24 protein-coding genes are annotated in these 23142 nt (G+C 60.5%); 15 read left to right on the forward strand and 9 right to left on the reverse strand.

Annotated elements, in window-relative coordinates; genetic code table 11:
- Positions 1 to 30 precede the first annotated feature (30 nt).
- Positions 31 to 354: a DUF971 domain-containing protein gene (locus P8K07_09105; protein ID MDG1958682.1), complete on the reverse strand. Its 324-nt coding sequence runs from the start codon at positions 352 to 354 to the stop codon at positions 31 to 33.
- A complete protein-coding gene (locus tag P8K07_09110) occupies positions 351 to 632 on the reverse strand; it encodes a twin-arginine translocase TatA/TatE family subunit (GenBank protein ID MDG1958683.1) in 282 nt (93 codons plus the stop codon). The genes P8K07_09105 and P8K07_09110 overlap by 4 nt, the downstream gene beginning before the upstream one ends.
- A 47-nt stretch (positions 633 to 679) precedes the next feature.
- On the opposite strand from P8K07_09110, the gene murJ reads away from it, so the two are divergent.
- Both murJ and P8K07_09120 read left to right on the forward strand, forming a co-directional pair.
- Entirely contained in the window at positions 680 to 2326 is a 1647-nt protein-coding gene (gene murJ, locus P8K07_09115) for a murein biosynthesis integral membrane protein MurJ (protein ID MDG1958684.1), read from the forward strand.
- Positions 2323 to 2991 carry a methyltransferase gene (locus P8K07_09120; protein ID MDG1958685.1) on the forward strand — a complete coding sequence of 223 codons (669 nt, stop codon included), beginning with the start codon at positions 2323 to 2325 and terminating at the stop codon, positions 2989 to 2991. The genes murJ and P8K07_09120 overlap by 4 nt, the downstream gene beginning before the upstream one ends.
- 87 nt (positions 2992 to 3078) lie before the next feature.
- Here the strand turns inward: P8K07_09120 and P8K07_09125 are convergent, their stop codons facing one another.
- Positions 3079 to 3300, reverse strand: coding sequence for a hypothetical protein (locus P8K07_09125; protein ID MDG1958686.1), 222 nt, complete (start codon positions 3298 to 3300; stop codon positions 3079 to 3081).
- A 474-nt stretch (positions 3301 to 3774) separates the two neighbouring features.
- Between P8K07_09125 and P8K07_09130 the strand changes: the two genes are divergently transcribed.
- Positions 3775 to 5019, forward strand: a complete 1245-nt coding sequence (locus P8K07_09130; protein ID MDG1958687.1) for a sigma-70 family RNA polymerase sigma factor — start codon at positions 3775 to 3777, stop codon at positions 5017 to 5019.
- A 53-nt stretch (positions 5020 to 5072) separates the two neighbouring features.
- Here the strand turns inward: P8K07_09130 and P8K07_09135 are convergent, their stop codons facing one another.
- Both P8K07_09135 and P8K07_09140 read right to left on the reverse strand, forming a co-directional pair.
- A complete protein-coding gene (locus P8K07_09135; protein MDG1958688.1) occupies positions 5073 to 6536 on the reverse strand; it encodes a DUF1957 domain-containing protein in 1464 nt (487 codons plus the stop codon).
- Positions 6533 to 7111, reverse strand: coding sequence for a hypothetical protein (locus P8K07_09140; GenBank protein MDG1958689.1), 579 nt, complete (start codon positions 7109 to 7111; stop codon positions 6533 to 6535). The genes P8K07_09135 and P8K07_09140 overlap by 4 nt, the downstream gene beginning before the upstream one ends.
- A 154-nt stretch (positions 7112 to 7265) precedes the next feature.
- Between P8K07_09140 and P8K07_09145 the strand changes: the two genes are divergently transcribed.
- Positions 7266 to 9587 (forward strand): penicillin acylase family protein, encoded by a 2322-nt coding sequence (locus P8K07_09145; protein ID MDG1958690.1) that lies wholly within the window; start codon positions 7266 to 7268, stop codon positions 9585 to 9587.
- Positions 9588 to 9667: 80 nt separating this feature from the next.
- Here the strand turns inward: P8K07_09145 and grxD are convergent, their stop codons facing one another.
- The 4 genes from grxD to P8K07_09165 all read right to left on the reverse strand — a co-directional run bounded on the left by grxD (position 9668) and on the right by P8K07_09165 (position 12363).
- Positions 9668 to 9985: a Grx4 family monothiol glutaredoxin gene (grxD, locus tag P8K07_09150; protein ID MDG1958691.1), complete on the reverse strand. Its 318-nt coding sequence runs from the start codon at positions 9983 to 9985 to the stop codon at positions 9668 to 9670.
- Between the two features lie 22 nt (positions 9986 to 10007).
- The gene (locus tag P8K07_09155; protein ID MDG1958692.1) at positions 10008 to 10256 is read right to left on the reverse strand and encodes a BolA family transcriptional regulator; all 249 of its coding nucleotides are present in this window, start codon (positions 10254 to 10256) and stop codon (positions 10008 to 10010) included.
- Between the two features lie 38 nt (positions 10257 to 10294).
- Complete coding sequence (moaA, locus tag P8K07_09160; GenBank protein ID MDG1958693.1) at positions 10295 to 11284, reverse strand: GTP 3',8-cyclase MoaA; 990 nt, start codon at positions 11282 to 11284, stop codon at positions 10295 to 10297.
- 77 nt (positions 11285 to 11361) lie between these two features.
- The gene (locus P8K07_09165; protein ID MDG1958694.1) at positions 11362 to 12363 is read right to left on the reverse strand and encodes a polyprenyl synthetase family protein; all 1002 of its coding nucleotides are present in this window, start codon (positions 12361 to 12363) and stop codon (positions 11362 to 11364) included.
- A gap of 75 nt (positions 12364 to 12438) precedes the next feature.
- On the opposite strand from P8K07_09165, the gene P8K07_09170 reads away from it, so the two are divergent.
- The 11 genes from P8K07_09170 (at position 12439) to P8K07_09220 (ending at position 23116) form a co-directional block, all read left to right on the forward strand.
- Complete coding sequence (locus tag P8K07_09170; protein ID MDG1958695.1) at positions 12439 to 13500, forward strand: Mrp/NBP35 family ATP-binding protein; 1062 nt, start codon at positions 12439 to 12441, stop codon at positions 13498 to 13500.
- Positions 13497 to 14501, forward strand: a complete 1005-nt coding sequence (locus P8K07_09175; GenBank protein MDG1958696.1) for a lysylphosphatidylglycerol synthase transmembrane domain-containing protein — start codon at positions 13497 to 13499, stop codon at positions 14499 to 14501. Before P8K07_09170 ends, P8K07_09175 begins: the two co-directional genes overlap by 4 nt.
- Positions 14502 to 14516: 15 nt before the next feature.
- Entirely contained in the window at positions 14517 to 15713 is a 1197-nt protein-coding gene (coaBC, locus tag P8K07_09180; GenBank protein MDG1958697.1) for a bifunctional phosphopantothenoylcysteine decarboxylase/phosphopantothenate--cysteine ligase CoaBC, read from the forward strand.
- A 42-nt stretch (positions 15714 to 15755) separates the two neighbouring features.
- Positions 15756 to 16523, forward strand: coding sequence for a uracil-DNA glycosylase (locus tag P8K07_09185; protein MDG1958698.1), 768 nt, complete (start codon positions 15756 to 15758; stop codon positions 16521 to 16523).
- The gene (locus tag P8K07_09190; protein ID MDG1958699.1) at positions 16523 to 17851 is read left to right on the forward strand and encodes a nodulation protein NfeD; all 1329 of its coding nucleotides are present in this window, start codon (positions 16523 to 16525) and stop codon (positions 17849 to 17851) included. The genes P8K07_09185 and P8K07_09190 overlap by 1 nt, the downstream gene beginning before the upstream one ends.
- On the forward strand, positions 17848 to 18612 hold the full coding sequence (locus P8K07_09195; GenBank protein ID MDG1958700.1) for an SPFH domain-containing protein: 765 nt from the start codon (positions 17848 to 17850) through the stop codon (positions 18610 to 18612). The genes P8K07_09190 and P8K07_09195 overlap by 4 nt, the downstream gene beginning before the upstream one ends.
- Entirely contained in the window at positions 18596 to 19672 is a 1077-nt protein-coding gene (queA, locus tag P8K07_09200) for a tRNA preQ1(34) S-adenosylmethionine ribosyltransferase-isomerase QueA (protein MDG1958701.1), read from the forward strand. Before P8K07_09195 ends, queA begins: the two co-directional genes overlap by 17 nt.
- A 33-nt stretch (positions 19673 to 19705) precedes the next feature.
- A complete protein-coding gene (gene tgt / locus P8K07_09205) occupies positions 19706 to 20875 on the forward strand; it encodes a tRNA guanosine(34) transglycosylase Tgt (protein ID MDG1958702.1) in 1170 nt (389 codons plus the stop codon).
- Positions 20876 to 21181, forward strand: a complete 306-nt coding sequence (gene yajC, locus P8K07_09210) for a preprotein translocase subunit YajC (GenBank protein MDG1958703.1) — start codon at positions 20876 to 20878, stop codon at positions 21179 to 21181.
- Complete coding sequence (secD, locus tag P8K07_09215; protein ID MDG1958704.1) at positions 21178 to 22725, forward strand: protein translocase subunit SecD; 1548 nt, start codon at positions 21178 to 21180, stop codon at positions 22723 to 22725. The genes yajC and secD overlap by 4 nt, the downstream gene beginning before the upstream one ends.
- 193 nt (positions 22726 to 22918) lie before the next feature.
- Positions 22919 to 23116 (forward strand): helix-turn-helix domain-containing protein, encoded by a 198-nt coding sequence (locus P8K07_09220; protein MDG1958705.1) that lies wholly within the window; start codon positions 22919 to 22921, stop codon positions 23114 to 23116.
- The last annotated feature ends 26 nt before the right edge of the window (positions 23117 to 23142 follow it).

Here is a 23142-nt window from a genome sequence, read left to right on the forward strand (position 1 = left end):
TAATCGCAGACTTCGATTGATCTCGGGGCATCAGCCCGTGAGGGGCCGTTCTGGTTCGCCTATGCAATAAGCACAGCGACACAGGGAGCGTAATTCGGTCAGGAGATACCAGGTCTCGTGGTCATCGGACCATTTCAGGTGGAGGTTCTGATCGCCGACGAGTTCCACTCCGGCTATGGCGATGTCGGCTGAACCCGGGGGCCGTTCTTCCGCGCGGACAGCCTCGCAGGTGTCGCAAGGGCAATGGGCGCGAAGATGACGCAGGGGCAAGATGGACTCGTGTCCGTCCGTCCAGTTCAAATTGAGCGCGTAGTGGCCCATTTCACCCAGCGATCGCAAACCCAGAGTGCTCATGATTCGTTTTTCTCGCTCTTTGCTTGGACCGTTGACTCGTCGGTCGTTACGGTGTCGGATGCCTCGGGATGGAACTCGGGGTGGCCCTCAGGGTTGCGAGTGGCAGGTTCCGGGGCGGCTTGAGACTCCTCGGAATCGCTCCTCTGATCGAGCGCTTCTCGGAAGTCCTTGAGGGATCGACCGACAAAGGTACCCAATTCGGGCAGTTTTCTCGGCCCAAAAATAAATAGAACCACGACGAGAATGACTATGAGCTCCGGTACACCGAGTCCGAACATATGTAGGATACCACCCCCCCGCGGCCAGACTGTCAAGAGGGCAAGTCATGTCGTCTGAAAAGTTGGCTCGTTCCACAGGGATTGTGGGCCTGGCGGTGATGGGAAGCCGAATTCTCGGTGTGGTGCGCGAACAGATATTCGCGGGGCTCTTTGGCGCCGGGCGCGAGCTCGATGCTTTCGTGACGGCCTTTCGAATTCCCAATCTTTTCCGAGATCTGTTCGCTGAGGGCGCCCTGAGTGCTGCGTTCGTCACCACATTTGCCCAGAAGCGCGAGACTGACGGCGATGAGGCTGCCTGGCGTCTGGTGAATTTGGTTCTGCATGCGCTTTTGCTGGTGGCGGGTCTTGTGGTCGCGCTCGGCATGATCTTCACCCCGGAACTGGTCGATTTGATTGCCCCCGGCTTCGCTGAGGTGCCCGGAAAGACCGAACTTACCGTTCAACTGACGCGGGTGCTGTTTCCCTTCCTGCTTTTTATCGCGATGGCAGCGCTGGCGATGGGCGTGCTCAACTCGCGGAATCAGTTTGGCGTCGCGGCGTCAGCGTCCATTTTCTTTAATCTTGGATCGATCTTTATCGGTCTTCTTGGCGTGTGGTGGATGGCACCGGGTTATTGGCAGGGCGTTCTGCAAGGCGATTGGGTGACCACGGGTCCGGAGGCATCGCGTGCGATGACCGGCATGGCCTGTGGCACTCTGGTAGGCGGAGCCCTGCAGTTTTTGGTGCAGGTTCCCTCGGTGTTCCGGGTGGGGTTCCGCTATCGTCCGATCCTGTCGTTTTCGGATCCGGGTGTGCGGGCGGTGCTGCGGCTGATGGGGCCCGCGACTCTTGGCGCTGCGGCCGTTCAGGTCAATGTCCTTGTGAATAACAACTTTGCTTCGGGTCTGGGTGACGGCGCCGTGAGTTGGTTGAACGTAGCGTTTCGTTTCATGCAGTTGCCGCTTGGTGTTTTCGGGGTAGCCGTGGGCGTCGTAGCTTTGCCCGCCGTGTCCCGGAGGGTAGCGCATGCAGACCTGGCGGGGATGCGGTCGATGTTGGTCCGCGCCCTGCGCCTTGTGTTGAGTCTCTGCTTGCCGGCTGCGGCGGGGCTTGCGGTATTGGCACCTGACATGATCGGCCTCGTCTATCAGCACGGCAAATTCGACGCGCACGATACCCAGATGGCCGCCAGCGCCTTGATGGCCTACGCACTGGGTCTGGCGGGCTACGCTAATATCAAGGTGCTGGTCCCCGCATTCTACGCCCTCGGTGATGCGCGAACACCAGCGCTGATCAGTTGTGGCTCGATCCTGGTCAATGCCGCGCTGGGCTGGACGGCAATTCACGTCCTGGGACTCGGGCATGTCTCGCTCGCCTTGGCGACGTCGGTCGTGGCGTGCAGCAATTTTGCCCTACTATTCGTGATCTTGAGCCGAAGAGTTGGCAAATTGGAGGGATTGACCTCGAGTTTGGTGCCGATTGCAGGTGGCACGTTGGTTGTCGCGCTGATCGCGGCCGGTTCGCGATCGATTGGCGGGATGTGGCTGACCGAGGGAGAATTTCTCACGCGTGTGGTGATTGTCGGCCTCGCCGTGCCCGGGGCCGCTCTGGGCTTTGCGCTTTCAAGTGCGGCCCTTGGTCTGCGCGAAACGAGAGACCTGCTGCTGTGGGCCCAGCGTCGCTTGCCTCGCTCCGGAAACGGAGCCGGCGGATGAGCGAGGAACGAATCGGCGAGTTTCGGGTCGGTTATCAGTCTCTGAATTTCGGAGGTCGGGATGTCGAGCTGGCGATGATCCCGGATCTGGAGCAGTACCTCGACCGGGAGCGACTCCTCTCGGACTCCAACTACGAGCCGCCCTACTGGTCGCTGGTTTGGAGCGGAGCGCAGCTTTTCCTGCCCGGCTTTTTTTCACGGCACGGCATGGCCGACGTGGATCTCCTCGATGTGGGTTGCGGTCTGGGTGTCGTGGGTGTGGCAGCGGCAGTGGCCGGCGCCAGAGTCACGGCTATCGATCGGGAGGTGATGCCTCTGGAGTTCCTGGCCAGAAGTTGTTCGCGAAACGATGTGGAGGTGGAAACACATGCGATTGAACTCGCGGCCTTCGCTCCGGAGCGCACTTTTGACCACGTGATTGGGGCGGAGCTTCTCTACGAGCGGGATTCGTTCCCGCAACTTGCCGCAGACTTGCTGGATCGGTTGCGCCCGACAGGCCGGCTGACCATTGTCGATGCCCATCGGGTGGACACCTCAGGATTCTACGAGAGCCTGCACGCTCGCGGTGCCCGGATTGTTTATTCCGAGAAGATCGAGGTTCGAGAGGAGAAAACTCTGGTTCGCATCGACGTGGCCGAGTTTGCGGTGTCCGTCGGCTGCTCATAGCTCCGCACAGGCGGACCTGTCGCTCGGGCCGGATCCGAAAATGGGGCGTGGGCCGGCCGGCGCTCTGGCGACGGTCGGGAACTTCGCTCAGTCGATATGGGTGCGGTACTCGACCTGATTATCAAGCAAAACCTGACCATCGTCGGTCATCCAGCCCATTCGGGTAGTCCGCTTGCCCGAGATCAGATGGTTCACGAGCTTCACTCGATTGACCTCTGCTCCCGATTCGCGGGACACGTGCCATGCTTTTTTGGTCACTTTGCCTCGGGTGGAGGCTCGTGCGGTCTTACTGAGTGTGGAATCGGCCATAATCTGAAACTCTCCCGTGCGGCCAAGCAGGCCGAAAATGATTAGTACCGATCGGTTTCCGGTCGCGCAACCGAAAGCCTCACTCGGGCCGGAAAACCAGCAGAGCGGCCCGGAAAGCTAGAAAAAACAAGGGTTTGGAGCAATGGTCGATGGAACCAAGGCGATCCTTGCATCAGCTAAGCTTTCATTTGGGTGTCGGGTAATGCAAATTTTATTATCCTTCTGTTTCCAAAAAAAACCCATCGTGCTATGGTCGGCTCTCCTTGCGAAAGTGACGCGGCTTAATGATGCGAACACAGAGGCCCCAAGGGTCCCGTTCGATCGCGGGCATACAGACCTCGCCGCGACTCTCGCTTATATTCGAAACTCTATGATGTGCTTGGGGACGCAGCAATGCGAAAGCACATAAGTGCCCGGTTGAGCCGCGAGTCGGTACGTGCCGAGGCCGAAGATTGACGAGGGAATGGAAGAACCATGCGAAGCGCGACAACGTCGATTGACGTAGAAACGACTGAAACAGAGTGGAATGAGCCCGTTGGGGACGGTCCAGCTCAAACAGCCGATGCCGCAAATGATGTTCCGGGCGAGATGGAAACCGAAGCCACGCCAGCCGAGACGAAAACTCCGGCCAAGGGCGCTGCCTCGGACCCTCTGGTCGGGGATCTCGATGTTTTGGGCCGCTTTTACGCGGACCTGGCCAAAACGCCTCTTCTCGATCGCGAGGAGGAGCGCACACTCACGACCGAAATCAGCAAAGCCCGGGATTCCGTGGTGCGTTGGCTCCGCCGAAACCCTCGAATCGTCAATGTGACGTTGACCGAGCGGGGCCGCGGCGTAATTCGCCCCACCGAAGAGTTCCGCGAGCGCGAAATTCTGCTGGTGGCCGATCGAGCGCGCCGTCTGGCACGCAGCCCGGCAAAGTTGCGAGAGCTTAAGTTGCAGCGCGAACGTGTGGCGAAGTTCGCCAAGGAATTGGATATTCGCCTCGAAACTTACCGCTCGGCGCGGGATTCCATGCTGCGGGCGAACCTCCGTTTGGTGGCAGCGATTGCACGTAAGCACGCGCGCCGCGGGTTGCCTTTGCCGGATTTGATCCAGGAAGGGACGCTCGGCCTTCTGCGCGCCGTCGAAAAGTTCGACCCAGCAAAGGATATCAAATTCTCGACCTATGCGGTCTGGTGGATTTGGCAGTATATCGCCCGCTCGATCGATAATGATCGTTCGGTGGTCAGGACGCCGGTTCACTGGCACGAGCTTCGCCGGAAAGTGGGTCGTCTGTCGCAGGCATTGGAGAGCAAACTCCACCGCGCCCCGACCAAGGACGAGATCATCGAAGCCGGTGGACTCGACGAGAACCAGCTCGAGATGATGGCTGAGCCGGCTCACGTGCTCTCGTTGGATATGGAACTGGGCCACGATGATGATCGGACCCTGTCCGAGGTGATCCCCGATGACGGCGGCGAGCGTCCGGAGCAGCGGAGCGTCGACGGTGACCTTTCGCGACATCTGGAAACCGTGTTGACGGAACTGCCGGATCGGGAACAGGCGATCATTCGCTTGCGCTTCGGCCTCGACGACGATCAGGTTGAGACGCTTGAAGAGATCGGCGTGCGGTATGGCGTGAGCCGAGAGCGCATCCGACAGTTGGAGGCAAAAGCTCTGACGCGGTTGCGCGACCTCTGCGGCACCGCGGGTCTGGAATCCTTTTTGGACGTTTGATTCCAGGTTGTTTTGACGATGGAAAAGGGGTGCTCGAAAGAGCACCCCTTTTTTTATTGCGAGAGAGATGTTCCGGAAAATCCGAGCCTTGGCTGCTCTGAATCGCCCAGAAAGGTTTGCGGGTCGAGCGCAGGAACGATCCGGTGTCGGGCTTCGAGCGCAAGGAGATTCTCTCCTGACACGTCTCCCGCAGCGACCTGTCGGAGCAATTCATGGCAGTGGGTCAAATGACTGCGGAATCTCTCTGTGGCAGAGGGCGCCTGCTTGAGGATCGCCTCGGCGAGATCTGCGGATTGGGCAAGTAGAAGCTCGCGGCCCGCCTGCATCAGTGCGCGACGAGCCGTGCTGTCGCGCGCCAGCCCGGCGCTGGCGACGTCATGAAAGCACTCGGCAGCGTAATGCAAATGAGGGTAGATCCAGTCATTTCCGGGCTGAATCCACGCTCGAAAGGAGCCGCATGCTTGATGCGAGCCGATAGCCGCATGGGCATTTGTCGGTTCCGCGATCGCCCGGAGGGGCTCCGATAGGGTGGCGCAACGGACGATTGCGGTGGGCGCCGCGGTGGCCCGCAGAAACGACTCCAACCAATCGATCCCTTCGAGCCAGGTGGTGCCAAGGAGTCGCGCGGGCAGCGCGCAGGCGACCACAGGCTCCCGCGATAAATGACCGAATCGTATAATCGCAGCCTGCGCGGATTCGACAAACTGGCGGCCTTGCTCGGCCGCGATCCAGCGCGCACGGTGCGCGTCATAGGGCATGGTGCGACCCTTGGCGTGAAAGAAAACAGGAACGGAAGGATATCCTTTTTCGGGGGACGAGATCTCTGCGGAGAGGGCGAGATCCAGTCCCTGGAGTCGAAGGCCGGAGGGCCCGATCAGGCTGAGTGCGGGCGGGTGACCTTCTGCTGCGAGCGTTCCCTGCTCGACGAAGGTATGCGCCAGACCGGCACCGACGAGATTGTCTTCGAGCCCCGGAACGTAGGCGGCGCCGGGAAGCCAGAACCCACGTGGCGCGCGGCCCAGGATTCGTCGATGCTCTCGGACTCCGTTGACGATCTGGCCGCGAACGGCTCCGGGGGTCGGTGCCAGCAGAGGCAGGCAGGCCCGTGTTGCGGTGGAGGCCAAAAGTTCCAGTCGCCCGGCAGCCTCGAGGGCCGCGAAGCCGCCAGCAATTCGCCCCTGATATCTTTGTGACCAGAGGTCTGCCGATTTCTGCGTGCGATCGCGAAGTGGCTGTGGAAGGTCCGCTCGGAGTCGGGACTCCAGATAATGACCGAAAGCGATCTGAAACGCGGAGTCGCTGAGCATCAAGAGAAGCGTTGGCGAAAGCGCCATTGTCAGCCGGTAGGGAATTTCCAGTGAGGCCATCGATTGGAGTCTCTCGAGGAGAGGCAAATAGGTCAGCGTGACCTCCTCGAAGAAGCCGTCGAGTTCGCTATGGGAGGCTCCGGGCCGCGTCTCGATAAAAGGAGCATGGGCGTCGAGGACCAGCGCGACTCGTCCAGTATCGAATTTCATCCGAGGGAACCTCGCAGTGGATCGATTTGCTCCCGCGCTGCCGACGGCTTGGTTGGTGCCCGGCCACGGATTGTGGCGATGGAGGAGCACCGGGTCCAGGAGCCGTTTGTAGTGTAACCAATCTCCAGACAATGGAGTCCGGGAGCCTCCGGTCTGTCGAGATAGGTGGACTCCTGTCCCGCGCCAATGGCCACGAAACGAGTGACCTCGCTGGACGCGGCGTCGATCTCTCGCAACGCGAAAGTTTTCCCCGCAGGAATCGGCGGGAGGCGAAACCAGAGAAAGACCTCGGTGGGGCCGCACGGAAGTATATGCAATTCAGGTGTGACCGGGAGCTGGGGTAGCGCCGTGGAGGTCGAGCGGGCGCCTTGCTCAACCGGATCGGTGCTCGAGAGGTTCGCCTCCCGAGCGGTCGGATGAGAAGCTCCGGAGTTCCGAGGCAACACGGCGAGGGCGATCGATGTCAGGGTCTCGGCGACGAAGATGATCTGATTGGATACCAGAAGGAAAGGGTCCACCAATGACCACGGCCTTCGGAAAGACGGTCGCTCCTGTTTGGAGGGAGTTAAACCCACAGCATCTTGGTATCGCAGGAAGAAGATTTGATCCAGTGGTCGGGCGCCGGAGGGCTCGCGATGCTGCCGGAATCGCGGTGTCCGTCTCGGGGGCCTGATTGTACGGATCAGGCTTTCTGGTAGGGAAACTTGTGGGCTATGTCCCGCGTGTCTTATGAGTGAGCATGAAAGCGGCGGATCGGGAGGTCGATTCGGGAACTGGCCCAAGCGATTGGGCCCGGATCGTCCAGCAGATGGCGGTGCGGGAAAGGCACCCCCGCGCGGTCCGGGTTGGGGGCAGGGCAGCCGCTTTGGCGCTTCACCGCAACCCGATCCAGCCCTGCCGCCCGAAAAGACTCTGCCTGTCGAGAGCCCGCAGCCGAAACGGCGTCGAAAAAAAGCCGAGCCAAAGCACCCGCGGCACACGGTCCCGGTAATTTCCGCCAAGGTCACGATTCATCGCGACAAACAGGGAACAGCCCATATTCGCGCCAAGCAGGAGCACGATGCCTGGGCGGCTCTGGGGTTCTGTTGTGGCGAGGACCGCCTATGGCAGATGGATGTGCTGCGGCGTATCGCGTGGGGGCGAGCGTCCGAGGTATTCGGCCAGGATTGGCTGCTGCACGACAGCCTGGTGCGGACAGCGGGTGTGGGGCGGCGGGCGACCGCGGCCGCCCAACGCATTCAGGGACTGGCGCATGAGATGTTGGCTGCCTACGCAGGCGGAGTAAATGCGGCCCGGGCAACCGGTCAACCGCCGGAAGCGACGGCCCTCGAGTATGAAGTGGCGCCGTGGACGGTGGCCGACAGTCTCGCTTTGGAGCTCTACTGGGCGTGGTCCTCAAGTTGTCGGGTCTGGCCAGAAAAGCTTCGGGCCGCCTTAGGGCAAGGGGACGAAACCGCTGGAGCTCAGCCGGACCCTCGCGAGGCTCTCTGGGCACGTCTTGACCCCCGTGTTGCATCCTTGGCCGCCGAGCTCCGCGTTGCGGAGTTGCCGGGAAGTTTGGGCTTCGTGACTCCCGCGGGAAAAGCCGCTCAGCTCGCTACACAATTTAATGGTCCACCCGGAGCTCTTGGGCTCCCCTACGCGGCGCATCTGAGGAGTCCGGAGATCGACATCACCGGATTGGTAATTCCGGGGACGCCGATTTTCATTGCGGGCCGCAACAAGACGATCGCATGGAGCGCCTCGGCTGTTGTCACTGATGATGTGGACCTGGTCATGGAGGAGCTCGATGGCATCGGGAATTTCCGCGCGGCAGGCGGGCGCGAGAAGGCCGCCCGTCGACAGGAACTGGTCCGCGTGCGCGGCGGGGACGATCGCCGCATCGAGGTCGTGGAAACCCGACATGGGCCTCTATTGTCAGGGCTCGCCTCGCAATTTCACGGCGCGCCGGAAGATACGCGAATCTCGATTGCCGTGCGTTGGGGACTGAACTCTCTGGGTACCTCCCAATCCGGTTGGTTGGCACTGGCCCGGGCGGCGAACGTTGCACAAGCGAAGGAGGCCTCACGGCTTCTGGGGTCGGGACCGCTGGCGTTCGAGTTGCTCGTGGCGGATCACGAGGGTCAGGAAGCACGCTACCGGGCTGGTCGCGTGCCGATTCGTTCCGCAGCGAATGATTTGCCGGTGCGTGGATGGCACGGAGAGAGCCGTTGGAGTGGCGCCGTTTTCCTGAGCTACGAGGTTGGGGCGGCTGCGGGCAAGGAAGGAAAGTTGTCACGGCTTCGGGAGTCCGAGGCCCCGGCCAACCACCGGTTGCGCCGGATTCTGGCTGGGGAAGAACTCGATGGCCCAGGCGCCGCGCTGGTTCTCAGCGATGTTGCTGACGATCAGGCCGAGACAGTTGCGGCAATGCTGAATCGTCATCTCGACCCGGCGTCGCTTGGGGCCCAATCCCTGTCTGCATGGAACGGAGCGGCGGTGCCCGACAGTGCAGGTGCGGCCTTTTTTTGGGTATTGGTACTCAAATACCTGGCGAAAGCATTATGCAGCGAGAGGGAATTGCAGAAGCTTGGCCGAGCACCGACCGAACTGATGGCCATCCTTGTGGCCGAGGGCCGGGTCGAGAATGCCGAGCCGGCCCTTGTGCGCGACGCGGCGGCGCGGACCGAAGAGTTTCTGCTGGCTTCTTGCGGGTCGGAATGGCGTTGGGAAAGGGTCTGTCAGGTCGATCGGGAGCACATCCTCGGATCGATGGAGCTCTTCTCGTCAGCGGGCCTTCCAGCTCGCACCCAGATGGGGTCCCCGGGATCGATCTTCCAGGTGGGACTGGCCGACGACCCGGATGGAGTCCGGGTGATCACAGAGCCCTGCGCCCGTCTCATCTGCGATTTGGGGACCAGTCACGCCGCGATGGTTCTGGCCGGAGGTGTCTCCGGGGTCTCGAGCTCTGTTCATTTCGCCGACCAATCAGCTTCCTTCAATGAAGGTCGGCTGACCAGCTTTCCCGTTGACGATGACGTACAGGGTGACCTGAGCGAGCTTCTCCCCTAACGGTTCGTCAGCTGCTTTTCCGTCGACCTTCGCCGGACGACACTCGGTGCTGGATGTTTACTGCGCCGGCCGGACAGCGCTCAGGCGAGGGCCTTGGTGATCACCGGGGCGAGCTCGCCGCCGGCGTGCATTTCGCGAACGATATCGCAGCCGCCGAGGAATTTACCCGAGACATAGACCTGAGGAATCGTCGGCCAGCGTGAGAAGAGTTTGATTCCTTCCCGGATCTCAGGATCCTGCAAGACGTCTACCGTCTCGTAGGGCACATCGAGGGCATTGAACACCTCGATCGTGGCGGCGGAGAAACCGCACATGGGAAAGGAGGGCGAACCCTTCATGAAGATGACAATCTTGTTGGCATCAATGGTTTCCTGAATCCTGGTGTCGACTGCTGACATGATCGTGCTTCCTTCCGTCGCTTCAGTGCGACTGGCCCGCTTGCTCTGGAGTTTTGGTTGAGAGAGAAAGGGCGTGGATCGTTCGCCCATCCACGTCGGCACCCAGAGCCTCGTAGACCATCTGGTGACGTTCGACAGGGGTTTTGCCCTCAAACGCCGTCGCGACGACGCTGACCTCGAAATGGTCCCCTGTACCGGTGTAATCTCGCACCTGCGCTTGCGCGCCCACGATGGAGGCTTCGATCCGTTCCTGTATTTCTAGGGGACTCATGGTTCTCTATTCTAGCACGAGAAGCATCGCTCCGCAGGTCAACCGCCGAGGTGATGCATGGCGCGCTGGAGCGGCTCCACGCCGCGTTCCAGAGCGTGTCCGGTCGGCTTTGCCCCGACGGCATGCAGGAGAATTTCGCCAATCTTTTCCGTATTGGCTCCGGCTCGCAGGGCTCGTCGCACATCGAGCTCGTCATCGTGAAGCAAACAAAGATGAAAACGCCCGTCAGAGGTAAGCCTCATTCGATTGCAAGTTCCACAATAGGGAGCCGAAACCGGACTGATAAAGCCGATAACGCCACGAAATCCTGATGCCTGATAGTTCGCGGATTCGTCTGCCGGATTCACGCGGGGGAGGGCTTCCAGGCGGCCGAGAGCCGTCTCGATCCGGGCTTGCGTATCGACGTTCGAGACAAATCTGCTGCGGGAAACTTCGGCACACTCCCCGCCGCCCAGCGGCATCAGCTCGATGAAGCGCACGTGCCAATCGTTATCGCGGGTGAGCAAAGCCAGATCCACGACCTCGGTATCATTGAGCCCACCTGTCACCACACAATTGAGTTTGAGCGGCGAGAATCCGGCCTCGACCGCGGCTTCGATGCCGGCACGAATGGCCGCTGCCGTGCCGCGCCGCATCAGCTTGGGCAGCGAATCTTCGCGCAAGCTGTCCACGTGAATATTCACTCGATCCAACCCCGCTTCACGAAGGGCTTCTGCCAATGGTGGGAGCAGGATTCCATTGGTCGTCATGGCGACATCGTTAATTCCGTCGACGGAGCTGCAGCGCGACACAATTTCGACGAGATCCGGGCGTAGTGTGGGTTCCCCGCCGGTGAAACGTATGCGCCGAAAACCGACGCCGGCCGCAGCGGTCACTACCGACTCGATCTCGTCCGCCGTCAGAATTTCCTCACGGTCCGCATAGGGTACCTCCCCGAGGGGCATGCAGTAGACGCATCGGAGGTTGCAGTGGTCCGTGAGGGAGATTCGAAGGTAATCGATCTCGCGATGAAAGCGATCGAGGGGCATGACTCACTTAACGCTACTGATGCTTGCGGCAGGTTTCCAGCGGATCTCGCGGAAATCAGAGCCAAATCCCAACCGCGTCAGGAGGTACGGTCGAGGAGGTCGCGGGTCACTTGCTCGAGGGCGCCGCGATAGATCGAGTCCGGCAAAGTATCGAGGCAGGCCAGAGCCGAACGGATCCGCGACCGGGCCATCTCCCGAACCTGATCGAGGATATCGGATTGACGCAGTGCGGAAAGCGCATTCTCTACATCAGTTTTGCTCGGGTTGTCCTTGGTGAAGACCTCGGCGACCTCGGCGTGCGAGGCCAGTGCGAGCACGGTGGGCAGCGCCGGGGCGCCTTCCCGCAGGTCTGAACCGACAGGTTTCCCGATAATTTCTTCCGGACCGACGACGTCGAGGAGATCATCGACCATTTGAAAGCCGACGCCGATTTCGTCTCCGAATCTTGCCAGAGTGTCCACAGCTGCAGGGTCCATTTTTGCAAAATGGGCTCCGATCCGGGCCGATTGACGAAAAAGGGAGGCTGTCTTGCAGTGCGCAATGGTCAGGTAGTTTTCCAGCACGACTTCCGGGTTGCGGCGGTAGCGGTTCTGGAGCATCTCGCCTTCGCAGAGCTGGACACAGGCTTCGGCAGCCCAGCCCACGACTTTCGCGTCGAAGCGGCCAGCGACACTGAATGCCTTGGCAAAAAGGAAATCTCCGCCAACGAGGGTCGGCGTGAGGCCGAACTGGGCATAGGGAGAGGGCTGCCCACGTCTGACAGTGCCAGAATCAAGGATATCGTCGTGCAGCAGGGTCGCCGAGTGAATCAGCTCGATCGCTGCGCCCACGTCGATGGTATCAGCGGGTTCCGTGCCGCCAGCGGCACGAAACACCAACAGAGCCAGCGCCGGGCGAATCCGCTTCCCCCCGGAGGCAATCAGCGAATGCCCGACTCGAGTGAGCAAGACTTCCTTGGAATCGAGAAGATCCAGAATTCGGTCCTCGACCACTTGAAGTTCGTCGGCAACCAGCTCTACAGGTGAACTGGGTCCCCCGGGATCGAGCCGGGCTACGGATGTCGTGGAAGCAGGTATCATATGCGATGCTCTGTTCCCGATTCGGGTAGGAGAACCCAAAACAGGATGCTATATGTTTAAAAGGTACCGCAGGGTATGAGCGACCACAAGATCGATGAAGCAGAAGTGCGAGCATTGCTCGCAGGAGTCAAGCCTCGCGGCGCGCCACGGGACATTCTCTCGTTGGGAATGGTGGAATCCATCCGCACAGACGGGGGGCGGGTCTCTATCGTGCTGCGCCTGCCCGGTGGCCGAAAGGAAGTCCCGCCCGAACTCGAAAAGGCAATCGGTTCGGCTTTGTCGTCGATCGAGGCGCCTCTGGAGCTTGCGGTGGCAGAGGCCGCCGCGGATGCCGCCGGCGATACGAACGGGGCCGGTCTGGACGGTGTGCGCAAGATTATCGCCGTGAGCTCGGCGAAGGGCGGAGTGGGAAAGTCCACGATCGCGACGAATCTGGCCTGCGCTTTCGCTGCCGACGGGCTTCGTGTGGGCCTGCTGGATGCCGACGTCTATGGACCCAGCTTGCCGATCATGATGGGTCTGGATGAGCGGCCGCGCGCGGCAGGTGGAAAAAATTTCCATCCCGTCGAAAAGTTCGGCGTCCGATGCATTTCGATGGGTTTCTTTCTCGACGACGATTCGCCCGTGATCTGGCGTGGTCCCATGGTTTCGGGGCTTGTGCAGCAATTCCTGGGCGACTGCGTTTGGGGAGAGCTCGATATTCTGGTCATCGATCTACCGCCGGGCACCGGAGATGCACAACTGACGCTGGCGCAGCAGGTTCGCCTGGACGGGGCGGTTATTGTCACGACCCCGCAGGATGTCGCGATTCGCGATGTGGTTCGAGGCGTTGCCATGTTCCGCCAGGTGCAAGTGCCGATGCTTGGTGTTCTTGAAAACATGAGTCACTTTCATTGCGAAAGTTGCGGCCATGACGATCCGATCTTTGGTACCGGTGGTGGGGCCTCTGTCGCGGAGGCCGCGGGAACGCAGCTTCTGGCGCAAATACCTCTGGAGGAGAGCGTGCGTGCTCAAGGCGACGCGGGCAAGCCCGTGGTTCTCGGGCAGCCCGATTCCATCGCCGCACGAGAGCTTCTGAGCGCGGCGAATCGTCTCCGAACCGGCCTGTCCTTGACCGACGCGCCCGGGGCCCCGTGAAGGCATCCCTGCAATTTGCTTTCTCGGTTGCCGTGTCGGCCGCGGCGGTTTGGTACAGCGTGCAGGGTGTAAACTTCGATCAATTTGTCTCGGATTTCGGTGCAGCAAAGGTCGCTTGGCTGGCGCCGATGGTCGCTGCGGCGGTGCTGGCCATGATTCTGAGGGCGTGGCGTTGGCGGGTGATCCTCGAGACGCTCGCCCCGCTTGAGAAGACTCCGGTTCTGCACGCGACAAATATCGGTTTTATGGGGAATATGGTGCTTCCCCTTCGGGCCGGCGAGGTCCTGAAACCTCTGGTCGTGGCACGCGCCGGCGAGGTCGGGGCTCCGGCGGCTCTGGCGTCCGTCGCTGTGGAGCGCATCTGCGACCTGCTGATGCTGGCGGTGTTGGCCGTCGTGACGGTCGGCTTGGTGCCAGGCGACAACTTCTTGCGTTCCCAGCTGCCCGCACTCTCGGGGGCAGTTGCCGGCATGATCGTGATCCTGGCCTTTGTGGTTGTCTACCGCGAACCCGTCCAGAAGTTGGTAGATTGGATCAGCGAATATTTGCCGAAGTTCCTCGGTGAAGCCTTGCGGGATGCAAGTCGCGGCGGTCTGCGGGTTCTGTCGGGGCTGACTCAGCCAGCCTCGTTTCTTGCGGTCATGGCCATCAGCACCGGGGTTTGGCTTGCGGCAGCAGGTGGTTTCGTTTTCGGCGCTCTTGCTTTGGATATTGAGGCACCGTATTTCGCGCTGGGGATTGCCACATCCGTAATCGTCGCGGTTGCTGTTTCCGTTCCTTCAGCGCCTGGCTTCATCGGTGTGTTCTGGGCTGGTTCGGAGATTGCGCTTGGTCTCTTCGGGGTGGATCGCTCTCTGGCCTTCAGCTTCGGCGTTCTCAATTGGTTGGTGCAAATGGTTGTGATTTGCTCGATGGGCGCCTGGTCGCTCGGGGTCCTGCAAATATCGCTGAAGGATTTACGTGGTAAGGACTCGGATTCAGCCGCAGGGAAGCTCAACTGAGCGAGGGATGTGGTCATGCTGAACGGGAGTACGGTCATACTGGCAGTTGGCGGCGGAATTGCCGCCTACAAAGCCCCCGAATTGGTTCGTCGCCTGCGTGACGAGGGTGCTCGGGTTCGAGTTCTTCTGACCCGGAATGCACAGCAATTCGTGAGCCGCCTGACCTTGCAAACCCTTTCGGGGGAACCGGTTGCCACGGACCTTTTCGACCTGACGCAGGAGTCCGAAATCGGACATATCGATCTGGCGGATTCCGCGGATGCGATTCTGGTGGCTCCCGCCACCGCAAACGTGATCGGTAAACTCGCCAACGGGATTGCTGACGATTTGCTGACAACGGTCCTTCTGGCCACCCGAGCACCAGTTGTACTGGCGCCGGCCATGAATGTTCATATGTACGAAAACGAGGTTGTGCAGGCCAACCTTGAAAACCTTCGACGTCGAAATTGTAAGGTAATCCCCCCGGATAATGGTGCACTCGCCTGTGGATACGAAGGGCCGGGACGGCAACCGGATCCACCCGTGCTGCTCGAAGCATTGGCGGGTGCTCTTGGCCGCAGGGATCTGGAGGCGGAATCCGTCTTGATCACGGCAGGCCCGACTCGAGAGCCTCTGGATCCCGTTCGCTACCTGTCCAATCGTTCCTCGGGTAAAATGGGCTACGCGCTGGCACGGGCGGCGCTTCGTCGCGGCGCTCACGTTTCGCTCGTCGCAGGCCCGACCGGGCTCGAAACGCCCGCGGGAGTGGAGTTTCATCGAGTCGAGACCGCCGCCGAAATGGCCGCTCGGGTGGAGGCGTTGTGCGAGACGGCAACGATCGTCATCGCAGCTGCGGCTGTCGCCGACTACGCGCCCTCCGATATAGCAGCTCAGAAAGCAGCGAAGGCGGCCGGGGGGCTATCCCTCGAGCTTGTGGGGACGCAAGATATCGTCGCCGACGTGGTTCCCCGACGCGCGAGTTTATATGTGGTCGGTTTCGCCGCGGAGACACAGGACGTTCTGGCTCGAGCCGCGAAGAAACGAGAGCGCAAGAAGCTCGATATGATCGTTGCGAATGACGTGGCCCGAGCTGGCGCTGGTTTCGACGTGGACACAAATATTGTCACAATTCTGGATCGGGCGGGTTCCCTCGAACTGCCGATGCTTTCGAAAGATGAGGTCGCGGATCGAATCCTGAACCGAATCCGCGAAAACCAATCTTCCCGAGATTGACGATTGGGCTCGACTTCTCCCGCACAAGGCATAATGTCGTAGGTGATGCAGGACAACGTCAACGAGCTGGCCAGAGACCTTTTGACGCATGTTCGCAGCTTGCGTGACGCCGGAATTCTATCCGTGGCACGGAGCAAATCGAGTTTCGATGGTGATTTCTCCGATCCGTCTCGGGGGGACGGCAATGCGGACGGGGCCGTAACAGCGCCGGCTCGCATATCTGCCTCTGCGCGAACTCGGGAGGATTCTGCAGCGCAACTTTCGGCGATCGAGCGTGAGCTCGTCGGGTGCGAGCTCTGCCGGCTTTCCCGCGGTCGCCAACAAATCGTCTTCGGGACGGGAAATCCGGACGCTCGGATTCTTTTCGTAGGCGAGGGACCCGGCAAGGACGAAGACGAGTCCGGCAAACCCTTTGTCGGCCCGGCGGGTCAATTGCTGACGGATATCATCGAAAAAGGAATGAAGATCCCGCGGGACGAGGTCTATATCTGCAACGTGGTGAAATGCCGACCGCCCGGCAACCGCAACCCGGAGGAGGACGAAGTCGCGAGTTGCCGTCCTTTCCTCCAGCAACAGATGCAGGCGGTTGCCCCCGAGGTGGTCATCGCACTCGGCAAGTTCGCGGCGCAGACAATTCTGGGGACGACCGTGCCGATCACCAGACTTCGAGGGAACTGGCAGGATTATGATGGGATTCCCGTGATGCCCACCTTTCATCCCGCCCACCTTCTCCGTAATCCCGCCCTCAAGCGAGATGTGTGGACGGATATTCAGCAGGTGATGCGTCACCTGGGGATGCCGGGGGTTTGATGGAACGTCGAGGTATCAAATGGCATTTCGTGCTGACGGCCCTTTGCGCCCTGGTCCTGTTCGGCCCGGAGATTGGCGCCTCCTGGTCGTGGGCCGGTGAGGTGCGCGTGCTCACGATCGACGGGCCCATTCAGCCCGCGAGCGAAGAGTATTTGCGCACGGGGATCAACGACGCGGCAGAGGCCGATTCGGTCGCGGTTCTGGTGATTCTCGACACGCCGGGAGGACTCCTCCAGTCGACACGAGAAATGGTCAAGACGCTTCTGGCAGCCCCGCTGCCTGTGATTTTTTACGTGGCCCCCGGTGGTGCTGGGGCCGCCTCGGCCGGTGTATTTCTGGTGATGGCTGCGAACGTGGCCGCGATGGCGCCGGGGACCAGTATTGGGGCGAGTACCCCTGTGAGCGCGGCCGGGGGCGAGGAGATCGAGGGGGCCATGGGCGCCAAGATTCTCAACTCGACAGCGGCTTTTGCGAAATCGATCGCCGAGCAACGGGGTCGCAATATCGAATGGGCCGAGCAGGCTGTCCGCGAAGCCGTGTCCGCGACGGATACGGAAGCCCTTGAACTCGGCGTCATTGATCTCATCGCCAGCGACACGCAGGACCTGCTGGCCCAGTTGGACGGGCGAATCGTCGAGGTCGACGGGCAGGAGCAAATCCTGAACCTGCGGTCGGCGACAATGGTTCAGATCGAGCCCACCTTCCGCCAGCAGGTGGTAGGCTTTCTGGCCGACCCGACCATCGCCTACTTTCTCCTCCTGGCCGGAATTCTCGGTCTCTATCTGGAGCTGAGCAATCCGGGCGGGATGGTGCCCGGAGTGATTGGTGCAATTTTCCTGTTTGTCGCGGCGGCTTCCTTCCAGATTCTGCCCCTGAACATGAGCGGCCTCGCTCTGATGGTTCTCGGGATAGGCCTCCTGGTAGCGGAACTCTTTGTGCCGAGCTTCGGGATTCTCGGCTTGGGAGGCTTTGTGTCCTTCGTGCTCGGATCCTTGTACCTGTTCGAGGCCCCCGGCGGGGGTTTGGTCGTGGATCGCGGGGTGATCGCCGGCGCGGCCGTTGCGGTTGCCACGGTGATGCTGGTGATGGCCACTCTGGTTGTGGGAACCTTCGGCAAAAAGCCGGTGACCGGGGCTTCGAGCCTGATCGGAAGGACGTGCGCGGTCCGGGACGGCGGGGAGTCCTCAGGCCACGTCATGCTGAATGGCGAGATCTGGGCGGCCAACTGGTCAGGTGTTATGGAAGTCGGTGATCTCGTGGAGGTCACGAAAGTTGAAGGGTTGTCGGTGACGGTGAGCCGTGCCGATCTTGAAAAGGAGCGGGGATGAGTTTCGCAGCAGTTCTGATTTTTGTGCTTTTGGTCATTCTCGGTAGCTCAATCAAGATCACGCAGGAGTACGAGCGTGCGGTGATTTTTCGTCTCGGTCGTGCCGTGGGCGTCCGTGGTCCCGGTCTTGTCCTGATCATTCCCTTTATCGAAAAGGCTCGGCGTGTGGATCTCCGTACGATCACCATGGATATCCCGGCGCAGGAAGTCATCACGCGAGATAACGTATCGGTCAAAGTCAGTGCTGTCCTGTACTTTCGGGTTGTCGATCCGATGCCTGCCATCATTGCGATCGAGAACTATATATACGGCTCAAACATGATTGCTCAAACCACGCTGCGCAGCGTTTGTGGACAGGTCGAGCTTGATGAATTGCTGGCAGAGCGCGAAAAAGTCAACGATCAGATTCAGGCCATTGTGGACCAGCAGACAGAGCCTTGGGGCGTCAAAGTTTCAAGTGTCGAGATCAAGGATATTGATCTCCCGCAGGATATGCAGCGAGCCCTGGCCCGCCAGGCTGAAGCCGAGCGTGAACGACGCGCCAAGGTAATCGCGGCAGAAGGCGAATTTCAGGCCTCCGCAAAACTGGCCGAAGCGGCAGCGACTTTGGCGACACACCCTGCGGCTTTGACCCTGCGCTACCTCCAGTCTTTGACCGAGATTGCGGGTCCCAATAATTCGACCACGGTGTTTCCGTTGCCGATCGATATGCTGCGACCCTTTCTCGATGCGCAGATCAGCTCGGATGCAAAAAAAACCTGATCCGACGGAAGACGGCCCGGCCAGCTCGGACTTCAATTATGAACTCCCGCAGGACCTGATCGCTCAGTCGCCGGCGGCCAAGCGAGACGGATCGAGAATGATGCGTGTCCATCGGGAGCGAGCCGTTCGCCCGGAAGCATCGCTGGTTCGTTCTCTGGCGGACTATCTGGAGCAAGGAGACCTGCTGGTGCGCAATCGCACGCGTGTTTTTCCGGCGCGGCTGCGTGGACAAAGACTACCGGGGGGTGGAGCAGTGGAGGTGCTCTTGCTCCAAGCCTCCCCCGATCAAGGGCCTGACTGTTGGCAGGCGCTGGCCAAACCCCTGAAGCGGCTGCGACCCGAGCAGAAGTTGAGCTTTTCCGGGGGCGGCTCTGACGGCGGAACGATCGAGGCTCGTGTGCGCGCGATCCGGAACGGATATTTATGGCTTGATTTCGCGCCCGGGACCGAGGTTCTGGCCTGCGCCGAGCGGCTCGGGGAAATTCCTTTGCCTCCCTATATCGAGCGCCCCGAGGGGCCGACACCAGAGGATCGCGCGCGCTACCAGACCATCTACGCCAGCGACACAGGGTCGGTGGCGGCACCCACGGCAGGTCTTCATCTGACGGAAGCGATCTTTGAATCGCTCGCGCTTAAGGACGTCGGTGTGGCGGAGGTCGTGCTGCACGTCGGTGCGGCAACTTTCCTCTCGGGTCAGCCCGGTCGGGGGTCGGGGACCGTTGAACCCGAAACATATTTTGTTCCGGAGGAAACCCGCCGAAGCATCGAGAATTGCAAGGGGCGGGTGGTCGCGGTCGGAACCACGACAACAAGGGCACTCGAGTCGGCCGCGCGGCAGGGATGGCCGTCCCGGCCGACGTCGACGGGGCTGGTGCTCCAACCGGGGGATCCTTTCCATGTCGTGCAAGGGATGCTCACCAATTTCCATTTGCCGGGTTCGTCGCTGCTGGCACTGGTGGCCGGGTTCGGTGGCACGGAGCCGATTCGCGAGGCCTACCGGATCGCGGTCGCCGAGAAATATCGCTTTTATAGCTACGGCGATGCGATGCTGATTATCTGACGGGAGCGGCCTCTTTTGCTAGAAGGCCGTGCGATGAACGAAACCATCGCGACCGCAGGGGAGGGGAGCCACTCTCCCTCCTTCCAGCTCAGGGCGAGAGATCCTCATTCCAGGGCGCGTCGGGGAACTCTGATGACCGCTCATGGCCCGGTTCAGACGCCGGCATTCATGCCGGTCGGGACCTACGGTGCGGTCAAAGGCGTGGCCCCTTGGGAGCTTCGTGACCTCGGCGCAGAATTGATCCTCTCGAATGCCTACCATCTCGCGATGCGGCCGGGCGCCGATGCCATTGGAGCCATGGGTGGCTTGCATCAATTTATGGGATGGAAGGGGGCGATCCTCACCGACTCCGGCGGATTTCAGGTTTTCAGCCTGAAGGGAATGCGAAAAGTGACCGATGAAGGAGTTCTTTTCCAAAGCCATATTGACGGAAGCCGCCGGTTTTTCAGCCCGGAAGACGTGGTCAGCAATCAAGAGAAGCTTGGCGTCGATATCGCGATGATTCTCGATGAATGTCCTCCTGCCGGTGCGCCTCCCGAAGATGTCGCGAGGGCCTTACGCCGCACGACTGACTGGGCCAGACGTTCTCGCGAGGCGCATAGCCGCGCGGACCAGATGCAATTCGGGATCGTGCAAGGTGGACTCGACCCGGCAATGAGAGCGCAAAGTGCGGACGAGTTGCAGGGGATCGGATTTGACGGCTACGCGGTTGGCGGACTTTCGGTAGGGGAAGGGCGTGCCGAGACCCTCGCAGTCGGTTCGTATACGGTAAACCTTCTGCCGGAGGAGAAACCGCGCTACTTGATGGGGGTCGGGACTCCGGAAGAGTTGGTGCGTTTCGTGGCCGCCGGTTTTGATATGTTCGATTGCGTGATGCCCAGCCGCAACGCTCGAAATGGGATGGCCTTTACCTCGGAGGGCCGGGTGGTGATCAAAAATGCAATCCACCGCGATTCGCTCGTGCCACTCGACCCGATGTGCGGATGCACGACCTGCGCAAATTTTTCGCGGGCCTACTTGCGGCACCTGTTCCTGAACGGTGAGATGCTATCGGCGCGGCTCCTGACAAATCACAACCTTTATTTTTATGTTAACTCGATGAAACGCCTGCGGTCTGCGATTGAAAATGGTACGTTTCGTGCCGAGGCGGCGTCGATGGGCGTCGATTTGGATCAGATCGAAGACGAGGAAAAGAGGCAGTAAATGAGTGGAACCCCAGCAGACAGCGCACTTTTGCAATTATTGCCCTTCGCATTGATTCTGGTCGTTTTCTATTTCCTTCTGATTCGCCCCCAGCAACAGAAGGCAAAGGAAACCGAGGCCATGCTCGAGGCCCTGAAGCCGGGCGATAATGTGGTCACTACCGGCGGTCTCTTCGGAAAAATCGTAAAGATTCAGGAAAACGAAGTTTCTCTGGAAATCGCCTCGAACGTAAAGATTCGGCTTGAGCGCTCATCGGTCGGCCAGGTCGTAAAAGCCGGTAAAGCCGCGGAAAGCACAAAGTCATGAATCCCGGAACTGTGAATTATCGACTCGGCGGACTGATCGCCGTCACTCTGGCCGCTTTCATCTATTTGTCGCCGGTCTTTCTGCCTGAGGGAGTTCGCTTGCCCTTTGCCCCCGTCGAAAATCCGATCCATCTCGGTCTGGATTTGCGGGGCGGCACGCATCTACTGTTCACGGTCGATGTTGATGAGGCCGTTTCCTCCACCTTGGATCGGACGCGTCAGGACGTCGCACGCGCCGCTGCAGAAGACGATATTGCTGTCGATAGTTTTGTGCGTGAAGGCGATACTCTCGTTTTGACGCTCGCGGATGCCGGCGAACGATCGGCGGTCGATACCCTGATTACAAACCGGTATCCGGGGCTCGTGATCGCGGGCGGGTCAGGCAGTGTTCTGAATCTCACCCAGAGTCGCCGCCAGATCGAGCAGATCAAGCGCCTCGCAATCGACCAATCCCTGGAGACCATCCGTAATAGAATCGACCAGTTCGGCGTCGCCGAACCCACAATCCAAAGGCAGGGCAGCACGGAAATCGTCGTGCAGCTGCCCGGCGTTCAGGATCCGCAGAGGGCGAAGGACCTGATCGGGAAAACGGCCGTTCTTGAATTTCGACTCATCGCCGATGGGACGAGTGCCGATGTCGAGACCCTGGGCAGCTCGAATCTGGCTTCACCCGGCAGCCCGACCACATGGGAAGTCGAGAAGCGGGTTCTGCTCAGCGGGGTCCAACTTGCGGATGCTCGTGTGCGACCCGCCGCTCAGTTTGAGGGTCCGCAAGTCGAGTTGACGATGACCGACACCGGTGCGGTCGACCTCGAAAGCGCCTCCGGCGATAACGTCGGCCGCCGCTTGGCGATTATTCTCGACGACAAGGTGGTGATGGCGCCTTCTTTGAACGAACGGATCGGAGGCGGTCGTGCCGTGATCTCCGGTAACTTCGACCTCACCACGGCTCGGGACCTCGCGATTGTTCTCCGTGCGGGTGCGCTGCCTGCACCTATCCGGATCATCGAGGAACGGACGGTAGGCCCCTCGCTTGGTCGTGATTCGATCGAGCAGGGCGTTCTCTCTCTGCTGGTCGGCGGCATCCTGGTGGTGCTCTTCATGGCCTATTATTATCGCGGAGCCGGCGTGCTCGCCGACACCGCGCTTCTGTTGAATGTGGCTTTCCTGATGGCCGTGCTCGCCGGCTTCGGAGCGACTCTGACACTGCCCGGAATCGCCGGGATCGTGTTGACGATGGGCATGGCAGTCGATGCAAATGTGTTGATCAACGAGCGCGTCCGTGAGGAATTACGCCTCGGGAAGACCCCTCGGGCCGCGCTCGAAGCGGGTTATGAGCGAGCTTGGGCTGCGATTCGGGACTCGAACATCACAACTTTTGTGTCCGGGATCATTCTTTTTCAATTTGGCTCCGGGCCGGTCAAAGGCTTCGCTGTGACGCTTTGCGTCGGGATCGTCACGACGGTGTTCACCGCGGTCTTTGCCACTCGGATTTACTACGATTTCCGGCTGGAACAGCGCAATCTCAAGACGATCTCCATCTGAAAATTCCTCCGAATGGAGGGGCGTCTGCTCTCGGACCTGAGGGATCCTCAGTGAAAGCAGCCCCTTTTGCGGAATCCATAACTCTTTGTTTTCACGGAGGAAAAATTTTCATAGGCGGTTTCCTGAAGCCCTCTCGCTCCCATCGGAACCTTGACGCTCCATGGGGCCGGTGATACTCAAGGCATCAGGAACTATGATGTCTTTCAGCGACAGCGAAAACCTCTTGAATAGCCGTGACGTGGCGCGTCTTTTGGACATGAGCCCCGACGCGGTGAATGAATATGCGCGCAAGGAAATCCTCCCAGCCTTCAAGGCCGGGAGGCAATGGCGGTTCCGCCGGCAAGACATCACCTCGTTCCAGCAACAGGTCCGGGCTGCAAGCGCTGCTTGATCGCTGCTCTGCATGACTCGCCGGCC

The sequence above is a fragment of the Candidatus Binatia bacterium genome (genome assembly GCA_029248525.1).
Lineage (GTDB): Bacteria > Desulfobacterota > Binatia > UBA12015 > UBA12015 > UBA12015.

Bases quoted from the DNA above. Each gene is read 5' to 3' on its own strand.
- P8K07_09105 (MDG1958682.1), bottom strand. From the start codon at position 354: ATGAGCACTCTGGGTTTGCGATCGCTGGGTGAAATGGGCCACTACGCG.
- P8K07_09145 (MDG1958690.1), top strand. From the start codon at position 7,266: ATGAGTGAGCATGAAAGCGGCGGATCGGGAGGTCGATTCGGGAACTGG.
- P8K07_09125 (MDG1958686.1), bottom strand. From the start codon at position 3,300: ATGGCCGATTCCACACTCAGTAAGACCGCACGAGCCTCCACCCGAGGC.
- coaBC (MDG1958697.1), top strand. From the start codon at position 14,517: ATGCTGAACGGGAGTACGGTCATACTGGCAGTTGGCGGCGGAATTGCC.
- P8K07_09170 (MDG1958695.1), top strand. From the start codon at position 12,439: ATGAGCGACCACAAGATCGATGAAGCAGAAGTGCGAGCATTGCTCGCA.
- murJ (MDG1958684.1), top strand. From the start codon at position 680: ATGTCGTCTGAAAAGTTGGCTCGTTCCACAGGGATTGTGGGCCTGGCG.
- moaA (MDG1958693.1), bottom strand. From the start codon at position 11,284: ATGCCCCTCGATCGCTTTCATCGCGAGATCGATTACCTTCGAATCTCC.
- P8K07_09195 (MDG1958700.1), top strand. From the start codon at position 17,848: ATGAGTTTCGCAGCAGTTCTGATTTTTGTGCTTTTGGTCATTCTCGGT.
- P8K07_09110 (MDG1958683.1), bottom strand. From the start codon at position 632: ATGTTCGGACTCGGTGTACCGGAGCTCATAGTCATTCTCGTCGTGGTT.
- secD (MDG1958704.1), top strand. From the start codon at position 21,178: ATGAATCCCGGAACTGTGAATTATCGACTCGGCGGACTGATCGCCGTC.
- tgt (MDG1958702.1), top strand. From the start codon at position 19,706: ATGAACGAAACCATCGCGACCGCAGGGGAGGGGAGCCACTCTCCCTCC.
- P8K07_09190 (MDG1958699.1), top strand. From the start codon at position 16,523: ATGGAACGTCGAGGTATCAAATGGCATTTCGTGCTGACGGCCCTTTGC.
- P8K07_09165 (MDG1958694.1), bottom strand. From the start codon at position 12,363: ATGATACCTGCTTCCACGACATCCGTAGCCCGGCTCGATCCCGGGGGA.
- P8K07_09120 (MDG1958685.1), top strand. From the start codon at position 2,323: ATGAGCGAGGAACGAATCGGCGAGTTTCGGGTCGGTTATCAGTCTCTG.
- queA (MDG1958701.1), top strand. From the start codon at position 18,596: ATGCAAAAAAAACCTGATCCGACGGAAGACGGCCCGGCCAGCTCGGAC.
- grxD (MDG1958691.1), bottom strand. From the start codon at position 9,985: ATGTCAGCAGTCGACACCAGGATTCAGGAAACCATTGATGCCAACAAG.
- yajC (MDG1958703.1), top strand. From the start codon at position 20,876: ATGAGTGGAACCCCAGCAGACAGCGCACTTTTGCAATTATTGCCCTTC.
- P8K07_09220 (MDG1958705.1), top strand. From the start codon at position 22,919: ATGATGTCTTTCAGCGACAGCGAAAACCTCTTGAATAGCCGTGACGTG.
- P8K07_09155 (MDG1958692.1), bottom strand. From the start codon at position 10,256: ATGAGTCCCCTAGAAATACAGGAACGGATCGAAGCCTCCATCGTGGGC.
- P8K07_09130 (MDG1958687.1), top strand. From the start codon at position 3,775: ATGCGAAGCGCGACAACGTCGATTGACGTAGAAACGACTGAAACAGAG.
- P8K07_09135 (MDG1958688.1), bottom strand. From the start codon at position 6,536: ATGAAATTCGATACTGGACGAGTCGCGCTGGTCCTCGACGCCCATGCT.